Here is a 25,143-nt window from a genome sequence, read left to right on the forward strand (position 1 = left end):
TAATGCTACTTTGGTAGTAAGTCCTATTATACCAAAATATATGAAAAATTCGTGTACCTTTCTCTAATTTTTATGTTAAAATTGGATTATGAAAAATTATACTTTATACGAAGAATTTATCACTCTGGGGCAAGCCCTCAAGGAACTTGGTTTGATTGCTACTGGCGGTCAAGCAAAGCTCTTTTTGGCTGCCAATGATGGTGAAATTTTCTACAACCACCAACCCGAAAATCGACGCGGAAAAAAATTACGTGCAGGTGATCTTTTAGAAATCCCTGTTTTCGGTGTTTCTGTCCAATTTGTGGCTGCTTCTGCTGACGAAATCGCTCAACACGAAGAAGACAAAGCCGAGGAAGCTCGTGTTAAAGCACTTGTTAAACAAATGAATGCTGAAAACAAAGTAGCGAAACCTGCTAAAAAGAGCCGACCAAAATTCCCTGGACGCCATTGATTTGGCCATCTGAATGAAATTAAAAGAACTTCAATTAACTAATTTTAGAAATTACGAGCAACTTTCGCTTGACTTCCACCCACAACTCAACATTTTTTTAGGTCAAAATGCGCAAGGCAAAACCAATATTCTTGAGGCCATTTATTTCCTTGCTCTGACACGTTCGCATCGTACCAATCACGATAAAGAACTCATTCGTTGGCAACAAAATGAAATGAAAGTGGCTGGACTGGTCGAAAAAAATGGTGGCACTGTACCACTCGAAGTCATCTTGTCCACAAAAGGACGGATTGCCAAAGCCAACCACCTGAAAGAAAATCGACTGGCGGATTATATCGGCAAGCTTAACTTGATCATGTTCGCCCCTGAGAATTTAGAGTTAATTAAAGGTGCGCCTACTGTCAGACGTCGTTTTATGGACATGGAATTGGGACAAATCCGTCCCGTCTATCTTTACGAAAGCAGCAGTTACAATCGTGCTTTGAAAGAGCGAAATGCTTATCTCAAATTCGATACTGACAAAATTGACAAAAATTTCCTCGCTGTTTTAGACGAGCAGTTGGTCAATCATGGCAATAAAATGATGGATGAACGGGAAAAATTCATTGCAAAATTGAATGACTTTGCAAAAAAAGTGCATGCCCAGCTAACACACGACCAGGAAGAATTACAAATTATTTATCAACGGCATGTCAAACAAGATTTTTTATCAGAGCTGACAGAGCGCCATTCTTTAGATATTTTCCGTCACCAAACCAGTATCGGCCCACACCGAGATGATTTGCAGTTTATCATCAACGGCATGAACGTGGCCGACTTTGGAAGTCAAGGCCAGCAACGTACCGTAGCATTATCCATTAAACTAGCGGAAATTGATTTGATTTTTGAGGAGACTGGGGAGTATCCAATTTTACTTCTTGATGATGTCATGAGTGAGCTGGATAACAGCCGACAGTTAGATTTGATCAAGACCAGTCTTGGAAAAACTCAAACTTTTATGACGACTACAACGCTCGACCATCTCAAGAATATGCCTGATAATCTGAGTATTTTCAATGTCGAACAAGGAAAAATAAAAAAAGCAGACTAATCTGCTTTTTTTGTCAGCACTGACAGCTACAAATCGGCTACTACCCTCTTTAAAACAGAGATTGCATTTAGAACTTTTGGAAATCCGACATAAGAAAGACAATGGATAAAACATTCTACGATTTCTTCTTAATCTATTTTTAATCTTTCTTTTGATATAATCATCTTACAACTTAAAGTACACTCGAGGTCAAGGAAAAATGAACATCAAAATATCTGAATTTGCAGCACAAACTGGCTTTTCAATTTCGACTTTGCGCTATTATGAAAGCTTAGGCTTACTGAAGCCTTCTCGAAATCCGTCTAGTCAACATCGCGAATACACAGAAAAAGATTTGGATTGGGTGCAATTTATCAAACGTGCCAAAGCAACTGGCATGACACTTTCCAAGATACAGGAATATTCTGCCCTACGTGACCAAGGAGACCGCACCATTATCCAACGGATTTCGATTTTGGTTGAGCAAGAGCGCATTTTACGTGCCCAAATTGCTGAACTAAACGGCCATTTGGATTTCATTTTGCAAAAAAAGCACAATTATTATGAAGCATTACAAAAACCTCAGTCGGACTGAGGTTTTCTTTTTTATATTTTATTTCCAAAATACTGAACTAACTTGAAAGCTCCGAAAAGAAGGAAAGTCCATCCCAAGAAGTTCCATAGCACAACCGCGCTCATCAGAGGAGACATCAGGAAAATAATTCCTGCAACAATCGAGATTAAAGCTGAAAAGATAATCCAAGATTTCGACTCAAACTGGCTTGCTGACATCAACTGAATAAATCCTTCTGTCAACCATGTGAAGCCGACAATCAAGCCAATAATCATGAAAAGCGAGGCCGTTGCTGCAAATAAATTTACCAAAGCAAAAAATCCGACGATAAGATAAAGGATTCCCAAAAGGAGATAGAGTGCTTTAATTGTCCCTTTTTCATTTTTCAAACTAAAAATTGAATAAATGTGGAAAAGTCCACTCACGATAAAGCCACAACCAACCAAAGCAGCGGCCATCAATGCGGTACGTCCTGGGAAAAAGACAATCAGCAGTCCCAACAGCACCATCACGATACCACTTAGTCCCGTGATTTGTTTAATTTTATTTAAAAATTCTTCTGTCAACATAATGTTACTTCCTTTCTCCAAAATGACTATTTTGTATCTATAGTATAACATATCTTTTAGCAGTAACCGAGCTTTATTTTAAAGAAGTCCATAAAAAAACCTGTCATCACTGACAAGCTATTTTTTTAAACGGAGAAATTGAAGTTGGTAATGCGCATTAAGCCAATCAATCGCTTCATAGTAGTCAGCTAACGGGCTGAGGTGTTTCAGTTGCAAAACGCCATCTCCTCCTGTCTGGTCACTACTGGCAAAAGAAAGTCCGACTCTTGCAAAAGATTTGTTCAAGCGGCGCATGAGTGCTGCATTGGTGGTATTGATTTTGATAGACTCCTGAAAATAAGACTGATAAGTCGGCAAAATAGCATCCCAATATTTGTGAGGCTGACTGCGGATTTCTGTTGCCGAAATTGGAATGTTACTTCGGTCAGCAATTTTAGTCAGATAAGTATTTTGATCAGTCGGAAAGCGTTTCTCAAGTTCAACCAAATATTCTGCTTCTCCAACATAAAATGTCGCCTGAAAAACCTCATCAGTCGCAAGCTCTGTCAGTAATGACAACAAGCGATGTGTCCATTCATTCCAGCCGTTAGGCATGGCTGGCAAATCATTTTCGTCTAATTTTCTAACATGAATATGAGATTCATCTGAGAAATAAGCGGTCAGCGCGGACAAACGCTTCTCCAACCCCAAGCCAATCTTTGACCCACGATCACTGTCATATCCTGATACGACAAGCAATAGTTCATCGTTTTCAAAAGCTGCTTGATAAACTTGTTGCAAGTGTCCCTTGTGCATTGGGGCAAATGTGCCAAAATATACGCCAATTTTTTTCATTTTTTTCTTCTTTTCTTATTTTATTATTACTTCTATTTAATCACAAAGCACAAAAAAAATCTGCCTTCCCTATCTAAAGGACGACAGATTTATCCTATGCATTGGCACGAATCGTTTTTGATGTGCCTGTTGTTTCATTGTAAAGATTGATGAGTCCTGCTCCATTTTTGCGAATCATATCGCCCTTTTCAACGGCAAATGGAACATCAATATGCAACAATTCCATTGGATTTGGTGCCCGATCCACATGTTCATCATTCCCAGCCAAACGTAGATTTTTAATGGTAGTCTCTACGTGGCGGAAGCCTGGGCCATAAAACTCAATGCTGTCGCCTTCCGTAATCACATTGCGCTGACGAATGGTTGCCACCATCTGCTCAGCATCAAAATCAACAACTTCGCCAACAAATTTGTACTCTGGAATTTTCCGACGTGCACCAAATAATTGTTTATTTTCATCAGGAATGCCGTAATAAAAACCTGTATCAAGTTCACGTTGGGCTACTTTCCACAATTCATCAACCAAATCTTGCTTGACTGCTTCAAAGGTTTCTGGACTTTCCAAATAGGCATTGATTGCCTTTTTATAAGTCATCGCAACTGTTGACACATAGTGAATGGATTTCATTCGGCCTTCGATTTTGAGGGAATTCACACCATTTTCAATCATATCAGGAATATGGTCAATCATGCTCATATCAACTGCTGACATAGAAAATTCTTCAGGAATTTCGCCTTTGATAGACTTGCGTTCTTGTCCAAATGGCATATCGTATAAGTCGTATTTCCAGCGGCAAGATTGTGAACAACCGCCACGGTTGGCATCTCGCATGCTCATATAATTTGACAAAACACAGCGACCAGAATAAGAAATACACATGGCACCATGAACAAAAGCTTCGATTTCGACGCTAGTATGTCGGCGGATTTCTGCCAGCTCTTCCATGGACACTTCTCGTGCCAAAACAACCCGCTCCAGTCCCAGTTGACGCCAAAATTCGAGTGTTTCATAGTTGGTTGCAGAAGCCTGTGTTGACAAATGAATGGCAAGTCCGGGTGCTTCTGCAGCACAAATCGCAATCAGGGCAGGGTCTGAAACAATGACAGCTGAAATTCCGATGTCACGCAAGGTTCTAAACCACTCGCCTGCACCGTCTTCATTTCCTTCATGCGTTACCATATTGGCTGCCACATAGACTTTTGCATCATGTGCCTTTGCGAAAGCAACGCCCTCTGCCATTTCTTCAAATGAGAAATTTCCAGCACGCGAACGCAACCCATAAGCTTGTCCACCAATATACACAGCGTCTGCCCCATACTTGATAGCAACTTTGAGCTTTTCTAAAGTCCCAGCAGGTGCAAGAACCTCTGGAGCTGTCTTATTATTTTGCATTTTCTTATTCCTTCTATTTTCAAGATAGTAAGTATTTTGAAAGGGCCAGAATCCGTCTAGATTCTCCGATTAAATCCCCATGCACTGAATTTAACGACCAAAACTTTTTATGCCTTCATTTTACAGGATTTGTGATGTTTTTCCCAATTTTTACTGTGACAAACACATTTGACATTGTGTTTTAATTTACAAAAAAAGCCTGCAAAAGCAGGCAGTTTTTACTTAATCTTTTTAGGGTCCAAATCATAGAAACCGTGAGAGAGAGTACGCCCTGCAGGGTGTAATTCTCGAACAGCTTGGTCAAGACGCGTTGCTTGCTGAATGTCAAATGTCCCTGCTTCAATCAGTTCTTTAGCTTCGATAAAGCGTTTGACAATGGCAACAAAGTCCGTGCCGCGTGTAAAAATACCGTCCAATTTCCAATTTGTAAAGCCCATTTGGACGAGGTCTGCAAGTTCAGTCATCATATTGATGTCATCATTGGCAAAAATATGGGTGCCGTGCTTGTCCTCAAAAATGCTGTAGTGTGTTTCGTCATGTTTTGGCTCTGAAATAAAATGATTGGCCTGACGATTTTTACCTTCTTTTTCACTGTCAGCTTGGATGAAATTAAAATAATTTTGCAAAAGTGGACGCTTACTATGATGAATGACCGTTGCACCATAGACCAAAAATTCTACTGGCACATCCAGATGATTGGTCAATGCTTCAAGCTCTGCTTTAGGCAATTCACGTGCCAAAACAGCACCAACTGCTCCTTGACTCGCCCAAAAATTGACCTGACGGGCAGAGGTGACAAGGGTTGAGGCATCGTAAATGTAAGGTAACTTGTAGCCATCCCGCTGCAAGACAAAGACGACGCCTGCATCACCGACTGAGATTTGGTCAACCGAAATTTCCTGCAAAAAGTCCAGATAGGGTTTGATTTGCGCCATCATTTCAACGTGCATGAGGGCATTGACGGCGACTGTTACAGTTTTATGAGCATCGTGTGCCAAGTGCGTTATTTCACGAATATCCTCGTAAGAAAGTGCGGTTGGGACATGCAACGCAAAATCGGCGTCCCCAATAGTGATATTATCGACTCCAGCAGCAATCAATGCTTTTGCTTGTTCAACACTTTCAGCAGTTGCTATAATTTTAATCATGGTAAAATTTTCTTTCTTTTATGATTAAAAAGAGCAAAAAAGCCTCTTTTTATCTTGCAAACCATTATATCATCTTTATTTTTCTATTTCATCTCTCAGCAAATTCGTTTTTTTACACAAAAGTAACCTGAAAGTAACCCAAGACATCTTTATGAATTGTAAACGACTCGCTTTTATACTATAATAAAATACATAATATAGGAAAGTTAAGAAAAAAGCCATGGAATTAAGAGATTTAAAAGATTTTTATGAGAAGCAAACCTACTACGATTATTCTGAAACACAATTTAAAGGAAAAACAGATTTAGAAAAACGCGTTTCTGAATTGACATTCTTCGTCAATATCGCTCTTTTTTCAGTTTTGTTGGCGATTACGACATATGCTTTTATCTCTGTTGTAACGGCAATTTTAGCTGTTCCAATCGCTTTCGTTTTGTCACTTGTGATTTTCTTTGTTTGTAAAAAGGGAATTTCAAAAGGCATCAAATACTTATTGAAATAAAAAAAGTCAGCATTCTTGCTGGCTTTTATTTTTGACCAATCAACAGTTGAACATGAACAGTCGCCGTGTGAGGTGGATTTTGATGGGCTGTTTTTTTAATTTCTTCAGAAACTGACCATTCCAATGGACTCATTTCTAAGAAATCTTCACGGAGTTCTTCCGGAATATTAAACACCTCGTGAATTTCAATTTGCTCCGTCTGTTCAAATTCTTGTTTGAAACGTTCCACAACTGCCGAATTGTCATAATCTAAAGGAATGCCGTAAATCTCCCGCAGTTCTTTCAGATAAAATTGGTCAGGAACAATTTTCAACACGCGTGCCTTGTCAGCCATGACACGTTTGAATTCTCGATAATTTGACGGTGTAAAAATGTTCAAGATTGTAGAAAAACTTCCGTCCGCAAAAGGCAAATTTGTCAGGTCTGACAAACTCAAAAAACCGTTGATATCAAGCTCAGTTGCCATCTCAATGCCGTCTTTTGCAATGTCAAAGCCGTATTTATCGCCCTCATAATGCAAGAGATTGAGAAAAGTTCCTTCACCAGTGCCGACGTCAAGTAGGCTGCCCTTGAGTGTAAACTTTTCGATTTCTGTCAGCACTGACGTGTACATTCCCGCCTCAATCAAGCGACGACGTGGGTCAAACATCTTTCTTGTATAGTGTTCGGTGTCAGGTTTTTGTTGTAAAAAGTTTACAAAGCCTTTTTTATTGATATTAAAAGTATGACGATTTTGGCAAATCAAAGCATAACCAGAAAGCGTAAAAGCCTCATGGCACAATGGACAACGCAGATTTTCTTCATGATTTTTTAAAAAACCTGCAGATTTTTCAATTTTTTTAAGCATACCCCTATGTTATAATAAAATGAGTAAAAAGAAAAGAAGGAAGTAAATCCATGATTATTCGTGAACTTTGTGTCGAAAATTTTACAGAAATCCCAAGAGCTGTCCAAGCTGGCGTTGAAAGAATTGAACTTTGTGACAATTTGGCAGTTGGAGGAACGACACCCTCTTATGCTGTCATTCAACAAGCCAATGAATTTATTGAGCAAAATGACAGCAAAACAATTCTTGCAGTAATGATCCGACCACGCGGTGGCAATTTTGTTTACAACTCTTACGAGGCAAAAATCATGGAAAATGATGTCTTAAAAGCTGTTGAGGCTGGCGCACAGAACCTTGTTTTCGGTGCCTTGACTGCAGAAAATACGATTGATATTGATCTCATTGAAACATTGATGGTAGCCTCACAAGGCATTCCTGTCACTTTCCACATGGCCTTCGACGCCATCGCCGCTGACCAACAAACCGAAGCCATTGATCAGCTAGTAGAACTTGGTGTTGATAAAATTTTGATGCACGGAGCTGCACTTGATCAAGCCCTTGCGCACGATAAAATCCAATCTCTTGTCGCTTATGCAGCAGGAAAAATCAAGATTATCATCGGTGGCGGCGTCACTTTTGACAATTACGAAAACTTGTCAGAGCTGACAGGAACAAACTTTGTGCACGGAACAAAAATCATCAAATAATAAGCACATAAAAGCCATCAAACGATGGTTTTTTTTATTTTCTAGGGCTTTAGACTGATTTTTCGCCTTTAAGCCCAGCTTGAGCCTGAGTCAAGAAACACTTAAGCCATGTATTCTATAATCATTTCAACATCAAGCATACTTGATGAAATGAAAGAAGAAAATATTATGACAATAAAATCAATCCTCGTAGCAAGCACACTCTCAATCGGCTTATTGGCCGGTGGCGCAACACTCGTTGCCAATGCTGCAACACCTACCGCAACGACACAAGCAGCGACTTCAGCAGCCGCTACCTCATCTACTTCAGCTACATCAAATGCAGCAAACTCAAGCACTAACGCAGCACCTCAAGGCAATGGTCAAGGTCAACCTTCAGGTGCTATGCAAGACCGTGGTGCCAATCCAAATGACACAACCATCACGGGAGCCAATGCCGACAAAGCAACTGCCGCAGTCGTAGCCAAATACGCAGGCTTCAAAGTTGATTTGGTTCAACAAGATAAGGACGGCAGTTACGATGTTCACGGAACATTGAACGGCTCAAAAGTCATGTACAATGTAACCACCGGTTTCGTGGTTGAATAAAACAAAAAATAAGCCATTAGGCTTATTTTTTTAATCTGCTTTTCACATAAAACTTAGCCAATAAGAAATTGATAAGTAAAATAGCAGCAACATCATAGACAGGACGAATGAAAATCACACCAACAACAACTTCCACTACCGTCAGCATGACGATAACGCGAAAGAGAATGCGTTGCACTGCAGTTGCCTTTGACGCTTTATTGACAGGATAAATCCGTGTGAACAATTGATAATCAACCGCCTCACGCAAGGCAAGTAGTTGAAAAACCAAGAGGGCATTCAAGACACAAACCAAGATGACGGCAACAATGGCATTTTTAATGAAAATCAAAGCCAAAAGAGACAAAAGTAAAATTCTCAACGTTAAGCCTAGATAATCACCGGATCTCAAAAAGCTACGCGACAATGCATATTCGTAAGTTCGACGTGTTTTTGGCAACAAAAAGTCCAAATATTTACGCCGATGACTGTGCGCCTTCAATCCTTTAACATTTGTAAACAAGGCAAAAAATCGTAAAATTGAAACCTTACGGTTTTCCTCATACTTGATCATTTCAGCCCAAGAGAGAACATTTGTCCGTTGCCATTTTTTGAGTTGAATGAAAAAGAGGAAGGCCTTTAAAAGCATCAATACGATAAACCAAAGCAAAAGCCAAACGACTGACAATTCGAGCAAAGGATTTGCAATCACAAGCAAAACAATAGCGATGACTGCTGGTAAAATCAATGAACGTCCTAAAGCCTTTGAAAGTAATCCCTTGACCTCTTGTTCGCGCACCAACAGGAAAACCTTGTCAGCTTCTTCAAGAAAAGTCGCTAACCGTCCTGGTATCAAAGCAAGAAGACTCAAAACGATAATCACAGCCCATTTTTCAAGCAAACTGAGCGAATGATTTTGTAAAAATTGGGCATATTGTACCGTTAATGCACCAATCAAAATCAGTAAAAACAAGGTAAAATGGTCGTTAAAGACGTAGCGAAGGTATTTTATATTTTGCTCATGAAACTCCGCCCGCCGTTTCTTAAAGATTTTATTCATTGGACGCACCTACTTTTGCAGTCTCACGTCCTGTCAAACCAAGGTAAATCTCATCAAGCGTTGCTCCCGGCTTACCAAATTGAGAGCGTAAGTCGTCAATCGTACCTGCAGCAATGACTTGTCCATCGTTCAAAACGACGAATTTATCGCAGAATTTTTCAGCCGTTGACAAGATATGCGTACTCATCAAGATAGAACTTCCGCCAGCTTTCATTTCCAACATCAAATCAATCAAATCTTGGATGGCAAGTGGGTCTAATCCCATAAATGGTTCATCGATGATATAAAGGGAAGGTTCAATCAAAAAAGCACAAATAATCATGACCTTCTGCTTCATCCCTTTTGAAAAATTAACAGGGAACCAGTCTAATTTATCGTTTAAGCGGAAAGTCGTCAATAATTTTTCTGCACGTTTCATCGCAATTTCTTGAGGAATAGCATAGGCTAAAGCTGTAAGTTCAATGTGTTCCCGCAAGGTCAGTTCTTCATATAGACTGGGTGTTTCAGGAATGAAGCCAATCTTTTTGCGATACCCTTCCAAGTCCTGTTGCAAAGTCAAACCGTCCAGCTCGATGGTACCAGAATAAGGAGTTAACAAACCAATGATTTCCTGAATGGTCGTGGACTTACCAGCCCCATTTAATCCAATCAGTCCAACCAACTCACCATCTGCAATATCAAAATTGACATCTTTCAAGACAGGATTGCCAAAATAACCTCCTGTAAGATTTGTTATTTTCAAGGTCATACTTATTCTCCAATTTTCTACAAATTTGTTATAATAATTATAGCAGAAAACAAAGAAAGCTGCTTTTTTCAGAGGAACAACAGGTCTAATTTTCCTGCTTGCATTCTTCTCCTTTCAGTTAAAATGGAAATATTGAGGTAAAATGATGGAAAACTGTATTTTTTGCAAAATTATTGCTGGTGAAATTCCAAGTACAAAAGTCTATGAAGACGATGACGTGCTTGCCTTTCTTGACTTGACACAGACGACAAAAGGACACACCTTGGTAGTTCCAAAGCAGCACAGTCGCAATTTGCTTGCCATGTCACCAGATGAAGCTGCCCTTCTCTTTTCTAAAATCCCACAGATTGCCAACAAAATCGTTAAAAACATGGACGCTAAAGGAATGAATGTCCTTCAAAATAACGAAGAAATTGCTGGCCAATCCGTTTTCCATACGCATGTGCATCTTATTCCGCGCTATGCCGAAAATGACGGTTTTGTGGGTAAATTTACAGAACACGATTATGATTTGCAAGCCGTTGCTGACCAAATCAATCAAAAATAATGAAGTTTTTGGAGGAGAAACATGACTGATTTTTTTAAAGACATCAAAGATTTAGTCGTCGAATTAGCCGACAATGTGGACGCAGTTAAGACAAATGTTGACCGTGTTCAAACGGAGCTGATTGAAGCTGAAAAAACCAAAGCCGCCATTCAAAAAAAGGTTGAAGAATTCCAGTATTCTGCACAACCTCGCATTGATAAAATCAATGAACTTCTCGAAAATATAAAAAAAGAAACGACCAAATAAACCATTTGGTCATCAAAAAACGCTGTCAGCTCTGACAGCGTTTATTTTTTATTTTCTTGTTGATGTTGGTGCTTATAAAATTGCCTTCCCCAAAACATTCCAAAGATTTGGGAGAGAACAAAACTCATAATGACCAAAATCAATTTTTCTGTATCATTTGGACTGATATAGGTAAAAGTTCGGTGAGAATAATAGAGAATGCTCATGACAAAAGCCATGACAATGTCCATTCCCCAAATCGGACGATAAGCATTTTGTTTACTTTGACGAAAACTGATGTATAAAATCAGGAGTGCAATCAATTCTAAACCAATCAAATTCAGATGAATGAGTTGGAAGAGATAGACAATGCCAAAAACGGCTGTCATGAAGATCCAAAGAAATATAAGCATGCCTTATTTTATCATCTTCAGCCCAAGTAATCAATAGATTTCAAGATTTATTTTGTTTTTGTTGCTTTTTCTTCACGATTTGCTCTTTTACTTCCATACACATTGTAAATGATAATTCCTACAATGAACCAGATGAAAGCATACAGTTTCGCCATGTCGTCCAATTTTTCAAATACAAAGACTGAACCGATTGCACCAAGTGCTGGAAGCACTGGATAAAATGGCATTTTGTAAGTTGCATCTGGCAAATCTTTTCCTTCGCGTGGGCGAAGTGCAAACATACCAAGTGAAACAAAGATAAAGGCAACCAACGTTCCTGCAGAAATCAACTGTGCAAGGAAGGCAAATGGGAAGAAGGCCCCAACAACAACGGCGACAATTGTTACTGTGAATAGACCATTTGATGGTAAACCACGTTTGTCCAATTTTCCAAGTGCAGATGGCAACATTCCGTCACGACCAAAAGCATAAAGGAGGCGTGAACCAGCCAAAATCATTCCCAAAAGGGCTACAAACATTCCGGCATCAGCTACGACAGAGACAACAACAGAAAGCTTTGCAAAACCAGCTTCAGCCAAAGCCCAAGATACAGGTGCTGCATTGCCTGCATATTCTGAGTAAGGGTGCATTCCGACCAAAACAAGAGTGACTGCTGAGAAAAGAACAACGGCAATCACGAGTGATCCCAAAATTCCGATAGGCATGGTACGTTTTGGATTTTTTGCTTCTGCGGCGTTGGCTGCGATAGAGTCAAAACCGATATAAGCAAGGAAAATCATTGAAACCCCTGATAGAATTCCTGAAAAGCCACCAAATCCTGTTTTAGGATTGTGAGCAGGAATGAATGGCACATAATTTTGTCCTTTAACAACAGTCAAACCAACAACAATAAAGGTAATAATAGCGGCTACTTTTAAGACAACAAGAATTTGACCAACCATTCCGGCATCAGACGCGCCTCGCCAAACGACGAGGGCAGATACGACAATGACAAGTAAAGAAATTAAATCCACAACCCCACCGTCAGTTCCCATTGGGTGTGCAAGAGCTGCGGGCAATGTAATGTGAAGCTCACGCAGCAATTCTTGGAAAGTTGCTGAGAAACCTGAACCAACAAAGGCAACGGCAATAAAATATTCTGCTAGTAAAGCCCAACCAGCAACCCAACCAAATCCTTCACCAAATAAGACCGAAATCCACGAATAAGCAGAACCTGCAAAAGGCATGACCGTTGACATTTCAGCATAAGCAAAAGCCACAAGTCCTGCAACAACAGCTGCAATCAAGAATGAGAAAACAACCGCAGGGCCAGCATAATCTGCTGCAACAACCCCTGGCAATGTGAAGATTGATGTTGAAATGATTGTTCCAACACCAAGTGCTAGGAAGTCACGTACACCAAGTGTCTGCTTCAGTTTTTTGTCTTTTTGACTGTAGGTTTCAAAACTCGCACGTTTTGTAAAACTCATATTTGTTCCTCCAATTTTTCATTTACCAACCGATTTTGTTGCCATCGTCTGGTAGTTCAATTTCATTATTTTTATAAGCTTCGAAAGCTTCTTGGACTTTTTGCAAGCCTTCATTCAGCTGTGTGTCAGTAATGACAAGTGGTGGCTGAAAACGAAGGATATTTCCTCTCAGGCTAATCATGATGACACCCCTTTTAAAGAGTTCATAAATGATTTTTGTGGTGGCAGGCTCGTCTGCTTTTCCGTCAGAATTGACAATATCGATGCCACCGTCAAGGCCGTACATTCTGACTTGTCCAATGAAGTCATATTGGGCCTGCATTTTTTCGAAAAAGGCTGCTGCGACTTTTCCCAACCGATAAGAACGGTCAACCAATTTTTCGTCAGCAATGACATCAAGTGTGGCATGAGCTGCTGCCGCACATACTGGATTGCCTGCGGTTGTAAAAACGTGTGCTGGCGCCTCCAAGCTGTCCATGATTTCCTGACGGCCAATCAATGCCGAAAATGGCATACCTGAAGCCACTGATTTCCCGATGGTCAGCAGATCTGGTTCAATCCCGAAATGATCAATTGACCACATTTTTCCAGAACGGCCGAAGCCTTGATTGATTTCATCTACCGCAAAGACAATGCCATGCGCTCGTGTAAACGCATAGAGTCTTTCCAAATAAGCCTTAGGCGCAGCGATAATGCCACCATCCCCCTGAATAGGTTCAATTATCACACCAGCTACTTCTTCAACGGGAAGCCAGGTTTCAAAAACTTCCATAAAGGCCGACCACAGCCGTTCGACAAATTCCGCTTCCGTTTCATTTTTCAACATCTTGTGCGTATCTGGAAAAGGCAATTTGACGATGTTGGGCAATAATGGACCAATCTTACGTGACATGTTCAAGCTGACATTTGACAAGGTAATTGATCCATAAGTAGAACCGTGATAAGCACCTGTAAAGCAGATGATATAGGGACGCCCCGTATAACCTCTGGAAAACTTGATCATGGCATCATTGGCATCAGAACCTGAAGTTCCAACCGCGACCTTCTTTGGAAAATCGCCAGGTGCCAAATCAGCCAACCTTGTCAGCAATGACGACGTTACCTCATTGGCATAATAGGCCGGCGTGAAGTGAATCAGCTTTTCTGCCTGCTCCTGAATGGCTTTAACCACACGTGGATGACAATGTCCTGTATTGGCTGACGAGGCGCTTGCCAAGAAATCAATGTAGGCTCTCCCCTCCACATCGTACAGCAAAGCACCTTTGCCGTGATCAATCACCATGTCAAAATATTTGATGCGAGAACTGACAGGAATGCTTTCTGCTTCGCGCCCAAGAATTTCTTGACTACTTTTCATGTTACTCCTTTCTTCAAAACTTCATTTCATAAGTTTATTCTTTTTTTTACGAATTGTCAAAATATTTCACACGATTTTTGAAAATAAATATAATATAATCATATACAGAATACTTAAGGGCTTTCATTTGAAGTTTTGAGTTTTGTCAGCGCTGACGAGGAGATTTTTTGAAAATAAAAAAGAGCCGAAGCTCCTTTTATTTAATACATGATTAGAAAGTTGTTACGTCAACTTTTACACCAGGACCCATTGTTGTTGTAACAGAAAGGTTTGTGATGTATGTACCTTTAGCAGCAGCTGGTTTAGCAGCAGCAATAACAGTGTGCAAAGCTTTAAGGTTTTCAACCAATTTTTCATTTTCGAATGAAACTTTACCGATTGGAACAAGTACGTTACCAGCTTTGTCAGCACGGTAGTTTACTTTACCAGCTTTTGATTCTGAAACTGCTTTAGTTACGTCCATAGTAACTGTACCAGTTTTAGGGTTTGGCATCAAGTTACGTGGTCCGAGGACACGTCCAAGACGACCAACGATTGCCATCATATCAGGTGTTGCGATAACAACATCGAAGTCCAACCAACCACCGTTGATTTTAGCAACGAGTTCGTCAGCACCTACGAAATCAGCACCAGCTGCAGTTGCTTCTTCAGCTTTTGCTCCACGAGCGAAAACAAGAACGCGTGAAGTTTTACCAGTTCCGTTTGGCAATACCATTGCGCCACGGATTTGTTGGTCTGATTTCTTAACGTCGATGTTAAGGTTGTATGCAACTTCAACAGTTGCATCAAATTTTGCGAATGAAGTTTCTTTAGCAAGTGCTACAGCTTCTTCTACATTGTAAAGTTTAGTTGCGTCAACTTTTTCGTAAGCTGCGCGCAAGTTTTTGCTTTTTTTAGCCATTTTTAATTTTCTCCTAGTGGTAGTATCGGTTTTTTCAGCACGAATGTGCTTTAAGCCTTCCACAATGCGTGGATTGCATGTGTGACTTTTTCTGAATTTATTGATTTAATCTGTTCAATCGCTTCATTGCACTTAAATGAAAAATTTTCCTCAGCTACGCATGTCCGTTTGCTTAGCGACTAAAGTCGCAAGAGCAAAAGGCAGAACACATACTGAAATTTAAACATCGGAAAATTTTTCCGCGTTTCATTTCGCTTTAAATTAAACAAATAACAACAAATCTCGAAATTTTGTTCGAAGTGCGAGACAGCAGGTTCCGCCGCGTACTTAAGTACGCAAGGGTTCTGCTAACGAAGCAATTCGGGCAAAATTTTAGTCAGTAACAGTGAATCCCATAGATTTAGCAGTACCTTCGATCATAGCCATAGCTGTTTCAACTGAAGATGCGTTAAGGTCAGGCATTTTAAGTTCAGCGATTTCTTTGACTTGAGCTTTAGTTACAGATGCAACTTTTACAGTATTTGGAGTACCAGAACCTTTTTGTACGCCTGCTGCTTTTTTCAACAAAACTGCTGCTGGAGGAGTTTTAGTGATGAATGTGAATGATTTGTCTTCATAAACTGAGATAACAACTGGAATGATCATACCAGCTTGATCAGCTGTACGAGCGTTGAATTCCTTTGTGAATCCCATGATGTTGACACCTGCTTGACCCAAAGCTGGACCAACTGGAGGAGCTGGTGTAGCTTTCCCTGCAGGAATTTGCAATTTAACGAGTTTTTCTACTTTTTTAGCCACGTTAATGTTCTCCTTATATAGATTAGTTCGGATGCCGCTCACAGCTTTTTGTGTGACACAAAAGCCTCAATGTTCGCTTAATATCCGGATTTACGTGATGTGGTATGCTGATTTCGTTGAAATCTCCCACGCCAATACGCTTTTAAAAACGTACTTATCTATTTTACAGTATTCTCAGGTTTTTGTCAATGACTTAAGCCTTATGAAAAAAAGCACCCATTGGCACTTTTTTTATCTTTCATGCTTCTTGTTTACGGATCGCTTTAATATTGAAAAATGGAACGATGAAGCCAATTAACAAAGCAATAAAGACACCCAAGTTTGAATAGCCCCAAACCGCTTTTGGAAGGAAACTATTGAAAAGATAACCTTGCCATGTAAATCCTGACACGGTTGAGGTCATGAAACCAAAACCAACAATCGATGCGACAATCATTCCCAACAAGGATACCCAATTCACTGAACCATAGCGTCCCTTAGCATCAAACAGTGCTTTTTCATCGTAATCTTTTTTGCGAATAACCAATTCAGCAAGAAAAATACCGCTCCAACCTGCGATTGGTACGCCGACTGCGAAAAGAAAGGCTTCAAATAAACTGAAGAAATCACTTGAAGCAAACCACAAAATATAAATTGTCCCCAAAAACATAATGATGCCGTCAAGACAGGTTCCAACCCAACGTTTAACTGGAAGCCCAATAGCCAAAAGCGCCAGTCCAGAAGAATAAATATCCAAAACCGCACCTGATACCAATGAAATTACAGAAACAAGTGTGAATGGCAAAAGATACCAAGTAGGCAAAACGCTTGCTAGAGTTCCTATTGGATCAGCTGAAATATTTGTCGCAAAGGCTGAAGTCACATTGCCTTTTTGTGAAGCCACGAGTAAAATACCAAAAATGACTAAAATCACTGGTGTCAATGCACCCCCAAAAGTAGTCCAACCGACAACTCCCTTTGAGGAAGCCTTACGAGGGATATACCGAGAATAATCTGCCGCTGAATTGATCCAACTCATACCAAGTCCTGTAATGACAAGGATGGCCGCTCCAATCATTCCCGCAAAATTACCTGGTTTCATCGTTGTCAATAAGTTAAAATTAATCAAGTGAGCGCATAGAATAAAGTAAACAATAGTGGCAATTCCCAAAATGATGGTCAACCATTTCTGAAAATTCATAATGGCATCAAAACCAAGAACTGCGACACCGACAATAATCGCGATAACAACCAAAAAGGCAATTATTTTCGTCATATTTCCTGAAGCCCAATGCATCTCCTTGAAAACAGTTGCCACCGCTAAGGTGGATAAAACCACCAGAATTGTTTCCCAACCAACACAAATCAGCCAAGAAATTACGGCGGGTACACGATTTCCATTGACTCCAAAAGCTGACCGCGACAGAATCATGGTCGGTGCAGAGCCACGTTTCCCTGCGAGCGAAACAAAGCCAACGAGAAGAAAGGCGACAATAATTCCGAGTGTCGTTGCGATAATGGCTTGTTGGGCATTGATGCCCATTTCAAGTGTCCAAGCACCATAAGAGACCGAGAGTACTGCGATATTTGCAGCAAACCAAGGCCAAAAGAGTGATTTTGGACTTCCTTTGCGTTCAGACTCGTCAATGACGTTAATTCCATTTTGTTCAATATTCAAGGCTGAGCCTTGCGTTTCTGCGTTTTTATTCTTCATTTTTCTTCCCAACTTAATAAATCAAGTGCAAGTCTGATGGTTCGTTTTTCACCTGCTTCGACAACTTGAGCATGTGCCTGTAAATCATTGACACCTGCTTGTAAATCGCTTTCGTAAAGTACTATATTATTTAAAATGGATAAGGTAGCCATGCCACGTAAACGACCAACAGTCATCAAAGCACCTGACTCCATATCCTCACCAATAATCCCCATTTTAGACCAGTAAGCCTGTGTTTGTTCATTGCCGTCCATATAAAAACCATCATGTGAACGAATAATGCCAAAGACAGCATCTGGTGCCAGTCGTCTTGCTTTTGACAGTAAATCTGAAGCTGGAGTAGCTGGATATTGTTCAGGAACATAATTTTTGGAAAGTCCGTCATCTCTGACAGCACCCTCTCCAATTAAAATAGCACCCAGTTGGATGTCAGCTTGCAAAGCACCCGCTGAACCAACGCGAATAATTCGTTTTACACCGATATGATGCAATTCTTCAATCGCAATGGCAGTAGATGGTGCGCCTACACCCGTAGAAAGAATGAGGATTGTTTTTCCCTTGTAACTTCCTTTTACAGAACGAAATTCTCGGTTGTACTTTAGTTCGACAAAATCATCAAGTTGTCGTGTGATCCGATCAATGCGTGCTGGATCTCCAACAATAATGGCGTCATCAGTCACATCAGCACTTGTAAGCTGAATATGAGCTTGTTGTTCTTCCATTTTAGGACTCATTTCTATTTTGCAGTTGCAAAATCGTGATATAAATGGCCAAAGTTAACTAAAAAGAAACCGTTTTCTTTAGCGTACAGATTATTTTATATCAAATCTATGAATTTGTCAAAAATAAAAAAATGAAAAAGGTTAATCCTTTTTCAAATAAAATCGGTCATCTTTAATATGGATTTGCCATGCTGGAAGATTTATCAATTCCACAGAATAATCTTTGTGAATAACAATGGCTGCATAGGGATAATTTGCTGGCGTAGCATCTGCAAAAAACAAGCGGGTGGACTCCAACTCACCGCGCATGGACTGGTCAGTCAATACGGTTACACTAGCAATGCTATTATCATGTGGATAACCTGTTTTCGGATCAATGATATGATGATAAACTTTGCCATCTTGTTCAAAATTACGCTCAGAAATACCCGAAGTGACAAAAGATTTAGCCGTTGTCAGTACTGACAAGACAGCTTTTCCTGATTTTTCAAAGGGATTACGAACACCCACACGCCATTTCTTATCAGCATGATGGGGCGCCTGCCCAATCAATAAAAGATTTCCGCCGAGATTTACAATCCCCGATGCAATGCCATAAGCCTGCCAATAGTCTTTTATCCTATCTGCAATATAACCTTTGGCGATGGCTCCCAAATCAAGTTCCATCAGCTTTTTCTTCAAAAAGATGCTGAAATTATCTGCATCTAAAACCACATCTTCTGGTCGAATGAGCGCTCTTTTTTCATCAATTTCATCTGTGCGAGGCAAACGTGCATCAGCAAAACCAATCCGCCACAGTTTTACGAGTGGCCCAATGGTCGCATTAAATCCAAAATTTGCAAGGCTATTTTCGATGGCAATTTCTGTCAATCGAAAAACGGGTTCAGAAACCGCTACTGGTGCTATTCCCGCGGCATGATTGACATCCATCAGTTCTGACGACATGCGATTGACTGTAAATAAATCTTCAAAATATAAAATCAAGTCAAATGCACCGTCAAGTATTTTTTCATCAGTGCTCCCAAAAATCGTTAATTCGATTGGCGTTCCCATGGCGGTGTATTTTTTCGTAAGCCTATAAGCTGCTTTATTTTCATTCATTTTCATTAGGCAAACATACTCGTTCCATCATCAAGGTCTTCGGTACTCCCCGTATCCGCATCATCGTCCATCAGTTGCCCCATGTTACTATCTTCAAGCCACCAATTTTCATTGGCCTTATCAATCGCTTGAAAATCTGCTGTTTCAGCTTCGTCAGTGCTGACAGGTTGAACCAGTCGCACAAATTTCATAAAGTTTTCAAAGCAGTGTGTCAGCCAAGTAATCGTCTTAGTGTCAAGCAAATCCCCACGGTCTGAGAAAGCCTGCCCTGCACGGCCTAGCAAAAATTGATTTCCTGCCAAAACCACGGCATCAATCCCTGGCGAATTTAAAATTTGGCGTAAATTTTCCTGTGCAAAAACGGTTCCCAGATTTCCTAGAGAGGCGCCTACTAGCATGGTTGGCTTTCCTGTCAAAACGTGACTTTCGCCCCATGACAGCCATTCAATCAAAGATTTCAGAGCTGCCGTAATCGAATGGTCGTATTCGGGAGTACTAAAAATAAGCCCGTCCGCCTCTGCAATCTGCTCGGAGATTTGGGCAATTTGGTCAGGAATGACAGGTGCATCTTCTGAAAACATGGGCAAATCAGCAACTTCAACGATGTCAATTTGAGCCAAGCCCTTAAATTCTCTCTTCATATACCAAAGTAATTTTCGATTATAGGAAAAACTTGCATTTGTTCCAACGATAGCCACTAACTTCATAAACGTCCTCCAATTATTTTCAATTTTAGGCTATTCCCTCATTTTTGTCAATCTTATTTTACATTTCTTGCAAATAAAAAATGAGCCTTTGCTCATTTTTTATTTTTCTCTACTCAAATCAACTTCTTCAAGTGGAATTATTTTCGTATTATGCGTCCATTTGTAACCAAAATAAAGCAAAATGAACATGGGCAAAGCTGCATAAGTTGCGAGCGCTTGTCCCCATTGTGGGCTAAAGAGTTGTTGCGGATCCAAGTTGATCATAATGGCTGCTGTCATTAAAATGGCAAGCAGTGGGCCAAATGGGAAAAGTTTAGCCTTGTATGGCAAATCGTTCAAATCCTTGCCCTGTGCCACATAAGCACGACGGAAACGCACGTGGCTGATTGAGATACCAAGCCAAGCGAGGAAACCTGTCAACGATGACAAGTCAACCAAGAACAAATAGATTTGTGTTCCGAAAATTCCCGTCAAAAATGTAATAAAACAAATGATTGATGTTGCCAAAAGTGCGACAACAGGAATACCATTTTTTGCAGTTCGACCAAAAACTTTTGGAGCCCCGTGGTCTTGCCCCAGTGAATATAAAATTCGGGTTGAAGCATACATGACTGAGTTGGCAGAGCTGACAACCGAAGTCAAAATAACAGCATTCATAACTGAAGCAGCAAGCGCAAAGCCGATATTCTTAAAGACAATGGTAAATGGACTCATGACAGCAGTCGAATTTGGATTGAGCAAACGTGGGTCTTTGTAATTGATGATAGCAGCAATGACAATAATTGTGAAAATATAGAACAGGAGAATGCGCCAGAAAATCGAATTCATCGCTTTCGGAATTGATTTTTCAGGATTTTCAGATTCACCTGCCGTCACGCCAAGCAATTCAGTCCCTTGGAAACTAAAGCCAGCAATCAACAGAACACCAACAAAACCAGTAACACCACCGATAAATCCGTGGTTGCCTGCCGTCAAATTTTTAACCACATCAATATTTCCATTGTGACCTGTCAGAGACGCCCAGATGGTCGCTACACCAACAATCAAGAAAATGACAATGGTGATAACCTTAATGGTTGACAGCCAATACTCCGTTTCGCCAAATGCTTTGACGGCCAAAACATTGATGACGAAAATCAATATTGTCGCAATGCCCGAGAATATCCATGCATGAATATGCGGAAACCAAAATTGCGTAATCATACCTGCTGTAGTCAAATCGACCGCAATCGTAATGGCTCCGTTAAGCCAATAGTTCCAACCTAAAGCAAAACCGAAGGCAGGGTAAACATAGCGACTGCCATAATCCGAGAAAGAACCTGAAGTCGGCAGATAAGTCGCCATTTCTCCAAGACTCGTCATGACAAAATAAACCATAATCCCGATGAAAATGTAAGCCAAGACCGAACCAAAAGGCCCCGCCTGACTAATGGTCGCACCTGAGGTCAAGAACAAACCTGTCCCTATCGTCCCTCCAAGCGCAATCATGGTAATGTGTCGCTGCTTCAAATTTCTTTTAACTTGATTGTTTTCTTCCAAAATGTTCCTCTATTAACTAACAGCTCGGCTGTTTGTATTTTTATTCGATTTATATTTTATCACAAAACAAGCAATCTGGAAGAAATAACTGGCTGGAAATTACATTTTTATACAGTTTGTATCAGCTTATCTACATTTCCGATGATTTTAGCCCCATTTTCATCAACGTTTGCACTTATCCATTGGCCCGATGGCTGTTTCAGCTTCATGTTGACAGCTTGTCCACTTTTAAAATACTGAACAAGTGCGACAGCAACTGTTCCTGATCCACACGCCGTCTCATAAAATAAAGTGTCAATCGAACGCACATAAACCACAGGTTGAATGGCTGTCTCTCCTTTGTCGTCAGTGCTGACAAAGATAATGCCCACACAATTTTGAGACTGATCAGCCCATTGGTCTAACCTAGCTTGCGCTTCTTCTTTGACATTGCTCACTTTTTCTTCAAAGACGTAGTGAGTAATGCCGTCCATGTCAACGCAAAATGCAGTATCCGAAAGCGGACGAACATTTGCTTTAACAATCGGATTTAAAAGGAGAATTTCTGACCAAGCTTGCCCATGTTCAATCCCAACTGTGATGATTTTTTGACCATCACAAACACGTAAATCAAGACGGCCATCCAAACCAGCAAGATAATACACGGCTGCACAACGGCTAGCATTGCCACAAAATTCGCCACCAGCCATCAAAAGTTGTGGCTGACCTGTTGTCGAGACAAAACCTACTTGTTCAAGTCGGGGATAAACTGTTAAGAGTTCATCATTGATTGCTTTTCTTTCCGAAAACTTTTCCACAAGTCCTTCCACAAGCATGATATCATTACCTGCTGGCCGATAATAAGTCATTTTCAAATCTTTTGTCAGCACTGACAGCCTCCTTTACGCACTTAGGGCACCTCTAAAAACTCAGTTCTTCCGAAATTTGGCCGATTTTCCTAGATTTTTATAAAATCGACTCGAATCTCGAAAAAAGTAGTTTTTAGATGTCCCCTTATTTTGTTGGATAAACGTCTTTTCCAAACCATTTGTCAGAAATTTTGGCAAATTCGCCATTATCAACTAATTTTTTGATGCCTGCATTGACCTTGTCAATCAACTCTGTATCCCCTTTGCGAGCGCCGACAGCCATTGGTGAGTCTTCATAGTTTATCTTGATGCTATTAAAATCATTGGTTTCATTGGCTTGTTTCAAGTAATAATTTGCATAAACAGCATCGACCAAAAGAGCGTCAATGCGACCATTTTTCACATCTAAAAGTCCTTGTTCAAAAGTTGAATATTGTGAAATACTGTTGCCAGAAACCATATTTTTCAAGATTTCAGGTTGGTCATTAAAAGATTGATATTGTGAAGAACCTGATTGAACGCCGACTGTTTTGCCTTTCATATCCGCAACTGTCGTGATATTGCTAGATTTTTTCGTCAATAAAATCGTTCCACCGTCCATATAAGTATCAGAAAATGTAACCAATTTTTCACGCTCAGGCGTTTTTGAATAGCCATTCCAAATCAAATCAATATTGCCATTTTTCAATTCTTGTTCTTTCAATGACCAAGTGATTGGTTGCCATTTGACTTTGATACCATATGATTTGAAGACCGCGTCTGCCAAATCAATATCAAAACCTTTGTTTGTCCCATCCTTATCCTTGAAGCCCATTGGGACAAAAGTATTGTCAAAACCAATCGTAATGGTTTTCGATTTTTCCACCTGTTTCCAAGTGTCGTCCGTCTTTGTTGAGCTGCTTCCACAGGCGGTTAATGTCACTAAAAGGAGACCAGCGACAAGTGCTAAAAATAATTTTGTAAATTTTTTCATGATATTTTCCTAACTTTCATTGATTGTTTAAGCAAGTTCCACATCCTTTGTATGTGGATAAGTCCTGCCATGCTTTATTTTTTTATTAACAATTATTTGGGGTTGACTTTTAAGATTTGGTCAGCAATTTTTTGAGCAAATTCAGGATCGTGCGTAACCACGATTTGCGTTGTTCCAAATGCGCGATTTTCCAAAATCAAATCCGCCACTTGATCACGCAACTCTGAGTCTAAGGCACTCGTTGGTTCATCGTATCCGATGATTTCTGGATCAATCATCATGGCTCTTGCCAAGGCAACCCGTTGCTTTTGTCCACCCGACAAGGAAAAGGGATAAACATTACCAAAATCAGCCAAATCAATTCGGGCAAGCAATTCATTCGCTTTTTGGATGGCATTCTTCTTGCTGACTTTTTGACTCTGAACGGGACTTAAAATCAAATTTTCCAGAACCGTTTTATGTGGAAAAAGTTGAAAATCCTGAAAAACAAAACCTAGGATATTTTGGTCAAAAAATTCATTCTCCAATTCAAAAACTTTTCCATTGAAGATAATCGTTGCCTTGTCAATCTTTTCAAGTCCTGCAAGCATCCGTAAAAGTGTCGTCTTACCGCCTCCGGATGGTCCCAAAATCGCCGTTACCTCATTGTCATTGAATGTGTAATTAAATTGGTCAAAGATAACCTTATCGCCAAATTTTTTATTTAAATTTTTAATTTCTAGCATGAGCGCTCCTTATTTGTAAATGTTAAATCGTTTTTCAGTTATTTTGGCAAGAATAGTCAAGAGACCATTGAACATCAGATAGAATAAACCAGCAATATAAATTGGAACCATCGTAATGTCACGCGTCATTGCCGTTTGCGCAGCAAGCGTAACGTCCATGATACCGACCACATAGACAAGCGAGCTATCCTTAACCAGATTGATGACCTCATTCATTACACTAGGCAGAACAATCTTGACCACTTGAGGTAAAATAATCAATCGACTCGTTTGCCATTTGCTCAATTTCAGTACTTTTGCTGCTTCATATTGTCCTTTAGGAATGGCAGCAATCCCACCTCGGAAGATTTCTGCAAAATAGGCAGCATAGTTTAAAATAAATGCAATCAAGACAGACAAAAGCCGATTTTGTATGGTAATGCCTATGACAGGAAGGCCAAAGTAAATCGTGATGATTTGAAGCAAAAGCGGTGTGCCACGCATAATCCAGATATAAAGATTAAAAATCCATTTCAAGACAGGAAGACGAAGGAGATAAGCGATAATAATTCCTAAAGGAATTGAAAAGAGAAGTGTAATGAAGAAAACTTGAAGTGTCACAACAAAGCCTTGAGCTAATTGTGGCAGGATACTAATAATATAGGACATATTTTACCTTTCTTTGATTAAAATATTAG

Annotated in this window: 29 protein-coding genes and 1 pseudogene; 8 read left to right on the forward strand and 22 right to left on the reverse strand. The window is 40.1% G+C overall.

The window, feature by feature from the left end; all coding sequences use genetic code 11:
* The first annotated feature begins 88 nt into the window (after nucleotides 1-88).
* Entirely contained in the window at nucleotides 89-451 is a 363-nt protein-coding gene (locus GHI45_RS07985; protein WP_147780217.1) for an RNA-binding S4 domain-containing protein, read from the forward strand.
* A gap of 13 nt (nucleotides 452-464) precedes the next feature.
* Nucleotides 465-1,541 carry a DNA replication/repair protein RecF gene (gene recF / locus GHI45_RS07990; protein ID WP_147780218.1) on the forward strand — a complete coding sequence of 359 codons (1,077 nt, stop codon included), beginning with the start codon at nucleotides 465-467 and terminating at the stop codon, nucleotides 1,539-1,541.
* 26 nt (nucleotides 1,542-1,567) lie between these two features.
* Here recF and GHI45_RS11430 read toward each other — a convergent pair.
* Nucleotides 1,568-1,669 (reverse strand): annotated as a pseudogene (locus GHI45_RS11430) (carboxymuconolactone decarboxylase family protein); the annotation flags it as partial.
* 71 nt (nucleotides 1,670-1,740) lie between these two features.
* Between GHI45_RS11430 and GHI45_RS07995 the strand changes: the two are divergent.
* Nucleotides 1,741-2,115 (forward strand): MerR family transcriptional regulator, encoded by a 375-nt coding sequence (locus GHI45_RS07995; RefSeq protein WP_147780219.1) that lies wholly within the window; start codon nucleotides 1,741-1,743, stop codon nucleotides 2,113-2,115.
* Between the two features lie 11 nt (nucleotides 2,116-2,126).
* Here the strand turns inward: GHI45_RS07995 and GHI45_RS08000 are convergent, their stop codons facing one another.
* The 4 genes from GHI45_RS08000 to GHI45_RS08015 all read right to left on the reverse strand — a co-directional run bounded on the left by GHI45_RS08000 (nucleotide 2,127) and on the right by GHI45_RS08015 (nucleotide 6,038).
* On the reverse strand, nucleotides 2,127-2,663 hold the full coding sequence (locus GHI45_RS08000; protein WP_187230104.1) for an HdeD family acid-resistance protein: 537 nt from the start codon (nucleotides 2,661-2,663) through the stop codon (nucleotides 2,127-2,129).
* 117 nt (nucleotides 2,664-2,780) lie between these two features.
* Entirely contained in the window at nucleotides 2,781-3,497 is a 717-nt protein-coding gene (locus tag GHI45_RS08005) for an adenylyltransferase/cytidyltransferase family protein (RefSeq protein ID WP_147780221.1), read from the reverse strand.
* Nucleotides 3,498-3,591: 94 nt separating this feature from the next.
* The gene (locus tag GHI45_RS08010) at nucleotides 3,592-4,890 is read right to left on the reverse strand and encodes a U32 family peptidase (RefSeq protein WP_147780222.1); all 1,299 of its coding nucleotides are present in this window, start codon (nucleotides 4,888-4,890) and stop codon (nucleotides 3,592-3,594) included.
* A 218-nt stretch (nucleotides 4,891-5,108) separates the two neighbouring features.
* A complete protein-coding gene (locus tag GHI45_RS08015; RefSeq protein WP_147780223.1) occupies nucleotides 5,109-6,038 on the reverse strand; it encodes a peptidase U32 family protein in 930 nt (309 codons plus the stop codon).
* 220 nt (nucleotides 6,039-6,258) lie between these two features.
* Here GHI45_RS08015 and GHI45_RS08020 point away from each other — a divergent pair, with 220 nt between their 5' ends.
* A complete protein-coding gene (locus GHI45_RS08020; RefSeq protein WP_147780224.1) occupies nucleotides 6,259-6,540 on the forward strand; it encodes a DUF3270 family protein in 282 nt (93 codons plus the stop codon).
* A 25-nt stretch (nucleotides 6,541-6,565) separates the two neighbouring features.
* Here GHI45_RS08020 and GHI45_RS08025 read toward each other — a convergent pair whose 3' ends face one another.
* Nucleotides 6,566-7,387, reverse strand: coding sequence for a putative RNA methyltransferase (locus GHI45_RS08025; RefSeq protein WP_147780225.1), 822 nt, complete (start codon nucleotides 7,385-7,387; stop codon nucleotides 6,566-6,568).
* Nucleotides 7,388-7,437: 50 nt separating this feature from the next.
* On the opposite strand from GHI45_RS08025, the gene GHI45_RS08030 reads away from it, so the two are divergent.
* Together GHI45_RS08030 and GHI45_RS08035 are read left to right on the forward strand one after the other, a co-directional pair.
* On the forward strand, nucleotides 7,438-8,073 hold the full coding sequence (locus tag GHI45_RS08030; RefSeq protein ID WP_147780226.1) for a copper homeostasis protein CutC: 636 nt from the start codon (nucleotides 7,438-7,440) through the stop codon (nucleotides 8,071-8,073).
* 108 nt (nucleotides 8,074-8,181) lie between these two features.
* A complete protein-coding gene (locus GHI45_RS08035) occupies nucleotides 8,182-8,661 on the forward strand; it encodes a hypothetical protein (RefSeq protein ID WP_147780227.1) in 480 nt (159 codons plus the stop codon).
* A 22-nt stretch (nucleotides 8,662-8,683) separates the two neighbouring features.
* Here GHI45_RS08035 and GHI45_RS08040 read toward each other — a convergent pair whose 3' ends face one another.
* Nucleotides 8,684-9,700, reverse strand: a complete 1,017-nt coding sequence (locus GHI45_RS08040) for an ABC transporter permease (RefSeq protein WP_147780228.1) — start codon at nucleotides 9,698-9,700, stop codon at nucleotides 8,684-8,686.
* Complete coding sequence (locus tag GHI45_RS08045) at nucleotides 9,693-10,448, reverse strand: ABC transporter ATP-binding protein (protein ID WP_147780229.1); 756 nt, start codon at nucleotides 10,446-10,448, stop codon at nucleotides 9,693-9,695. Before GHI45_RS08045 ends, GHI45_RS08040 begins: the two co-directional genes overlap by 8 nt.
* Nucleotides 10,449-10,593: 145 nt before the next feature.
* Between GHI45_RS08045 and GHI45_RS08050 the strand changes: the two genes are divergently transcribed.
* Complete coding sequence (locus GHI45_RS08050; RefSeq protein WP_147780264.1) at nucleotides 10,594-10,995, forward strand: HIT family protein; 402 nt, start codon at nucleotides 10,594-10,596, stop codon at nucleotides 10,993-10,995.
* 21 nt (nucleotides 10,996-11,016) lie between these two features.
* Nucleotides 11,017-11,241: a hypothetical protein gene (locus GHI45_RS08055; protein ID WP_147780230.1), complete on the forward strand. Its 225-nt coding sequence runs from the start codon at nucleotides 11,017-11,019 to the stop codon at nucleotides 11,239-11,241.
* 41 nt (nucleotides 11,242-11,282) lie between these two features.
* Here GHI45_RS08055 and GHI45_RS08060 read toward each other — a convergent pair whose 3' ends face one another.
* From GHI45_RS08060 to GHI45_RS08125, 14 genes are all read right to left on the reverse strand, one after another.
* On the reverse strand, nucleotides 11,283-11,633 hold the full coding sequence (locus tag GHI45_RS08060) for a hypothetical protein (protein WP_147780231.1): 351 nt from the start codon (nucleotides 11,631-11,633) through the stop codon (nucleotides 11,283-11,285).
* A 47-nt stretch (nucleotides 11,634-11,680) separates the two neighbouring features.
* Nucleotides 11,681-13,102 carry an APC family permease gene (locus tag GHI45_RS08065; RefSeq protein WP_147780232.1) on the reverse strand — a complete coding sequence of 474 codons (1,422 nt, stop codon included), beginning with the start codon at nucleotides 13,100-13,102 and terminating at the stop codon, nucleotides 11,681-11,683.
* Nucleotides 13,103-13,124: 22 nt separating this feature from the next.
* Nucleotides 13,125-14,459 carry an aspartate aminotransferase family protein gene (locus GHI45_RS08070; RefSeq protein ID WP_147780233.1) on the reverse strand — a complete coding sequence of 445 codons (1,335 nt, stop codon included), beginning with the start codon at nucleotides 14,457-14,459 and terminating at the stop codon, nucleotides 13,125-13,127.
* 211 nt (nucleotides 14,460-14,670) lie between these two features.
* Nucleotides 14,671-15,360: a 50S ribosomal protein L1 gene (rplA, locus tag GHI45_RS08075; protein ID WP_147780234.1), complete on the reverse strand. Its 690-nt coding sequence runs from the start codon at nucleotides 15,358-15,360 to the stop codon at nucleotides 14,671-14,673.
* A 372-nt stretch (nucleotides 15,361-15,732) separates the two neighbouring features.
* Nucleotides 15,733-16,158 carry a 50S ribosomal protein L11 gene (gene rplK, locus GHI45_RS08080; RefSeq protein ID WP_096817526.1) on the reverse strand — a complete coding sequence of 142 codons (426 nt, stop codon included), beginning with the start codon at nucleotides 16,156-16,158 and terminating at the stop codon, nucleotides 15,733-15,735.
* 238 nt (nucleotides 16,159-16,396) lie between these two features.
* Complete coding sequence (locus GHI45_RS08085; RefSeq protein ID WP_147780235.1) at nucleotides 16,397-17,851, reverse strand: cytosine permease; 1,455 nt, start codon at nucleotides 17,849-17,851, stop codon at nucleotides 16,397-16,399.
* Complete coding sequence (locus GHI45_RS08090; RefSeq protein WP_147780236.1) at nucleotides 17,848-18,573, reverse strand: nucleoside phosphorylase; 726 nt, start codon at nucleotides 18,571-18,573, stop codon at nucleotides 17,848-17,850. The genes GHI45_RS08085 and GHI45_RS08090 overlap by 4 nt, the downstream gene beginning before the upstream one ends.
* Before the next feature lie 141 nt (nucleotides 18,574-18,714).
* Nucleotides 18,715-19,680 carry an FAD:protein FMN transferase gene (locus GHI45_RS08095; RefSeq protein ID WP_147780237.1) on the reverse strand — a complete coding sequence of 322 codons (966 nt, stop codon included), beginning with the start codon at nucleotides 19,678-19,680 and terminating at the stop codon, nucleotides 18,715-18,717.
* Entirely contained in the window at nucleotides 19,680-20,381 is a 702-nt protein-coding gene (locus GHI45_RS08100) for an NADPH-dependent FMN reductase (protein ID WP_147780238.1), read from the reverse strand. The genes GHI45_RS08095 and GHI45_RS08100 overlap by 1 nt, the downstream gene beginning before the upstream one ends.
* A gap of 99 nt (nucleotides 20,382-20,480) precedes the next feature.
* Nucleotides 20,481-21,920: an amino acid permease gene (locus GHI45_RS08105; RefSeq protein WP_147780239.1), complete on the reverse strand. Its 1,440-nt coding sequence runs from the start codon at nucleotides 21,918-21,920 to the stop codon at nucleotides 20,481-20,483.
* Nucleotides 21,921-22,027: 107 nt separating this feature from the next.
* Nucleotides 22,028-22,789 (reverse strand): hypothetical protein, encoded by a 762-nt coding sequence (locus GHI45_RS08110; protein ID WP_147780240.1) that lies wholly within the window; start codon nucleotides 22,787-22,789, stop codon nucleotides 22,028-22,030.
* A 124-nt stretch (nucleotides 22,790-22,913) separates the two neighbouring features.
* A complete protein-coding gene (locus tag GHI45_RS08115) occupies nucleotides 22,914-23,741 on the reverse strand; it encodes an amino acid ABC transporter substrate-binding protein (protein WP_147780241.1) in 828 nt (275 codons plus the stop codon).
* A gap of 92 nt (nucleotides 23,742-23,833) precedes the next feature.
* Entirely contained in the window at nucleotides 23,834-24,466 is a 633-nt protein-coding gene (locus GHI45_RS08120) for an amino acid ABC transporter ATP-binding protein (RefSeq protein WP_147780242.1), read from the reverse strand.
* A gap of 9 nt (nucleotides 24,467-24,475) precedes the next feature.
* The gene (locus GHI45_RS08125; RefSeq protein WP_147780243.1) at nucleotides 24,476-25,114 is read right to left on the reverse strand and encodes an amino acid ABC transporter permease; all 639 of its coding nucleotides are present in this window, start codon (nucleotides 25,112-25,114) and stop codon (nucleotides 24,476-24,478) included.
* Between the last annotated feature and the right edge of the window lie 29 nt (nucleotides 25,115-25,143).

This window comes from Lactococcus sp. dk101 (assembly GCF_009601055.1).
Lineage (GTDB): Bacteria > Bacillota > Bacilli > Lactobacillales > Streptococcaceae > Lactococcus.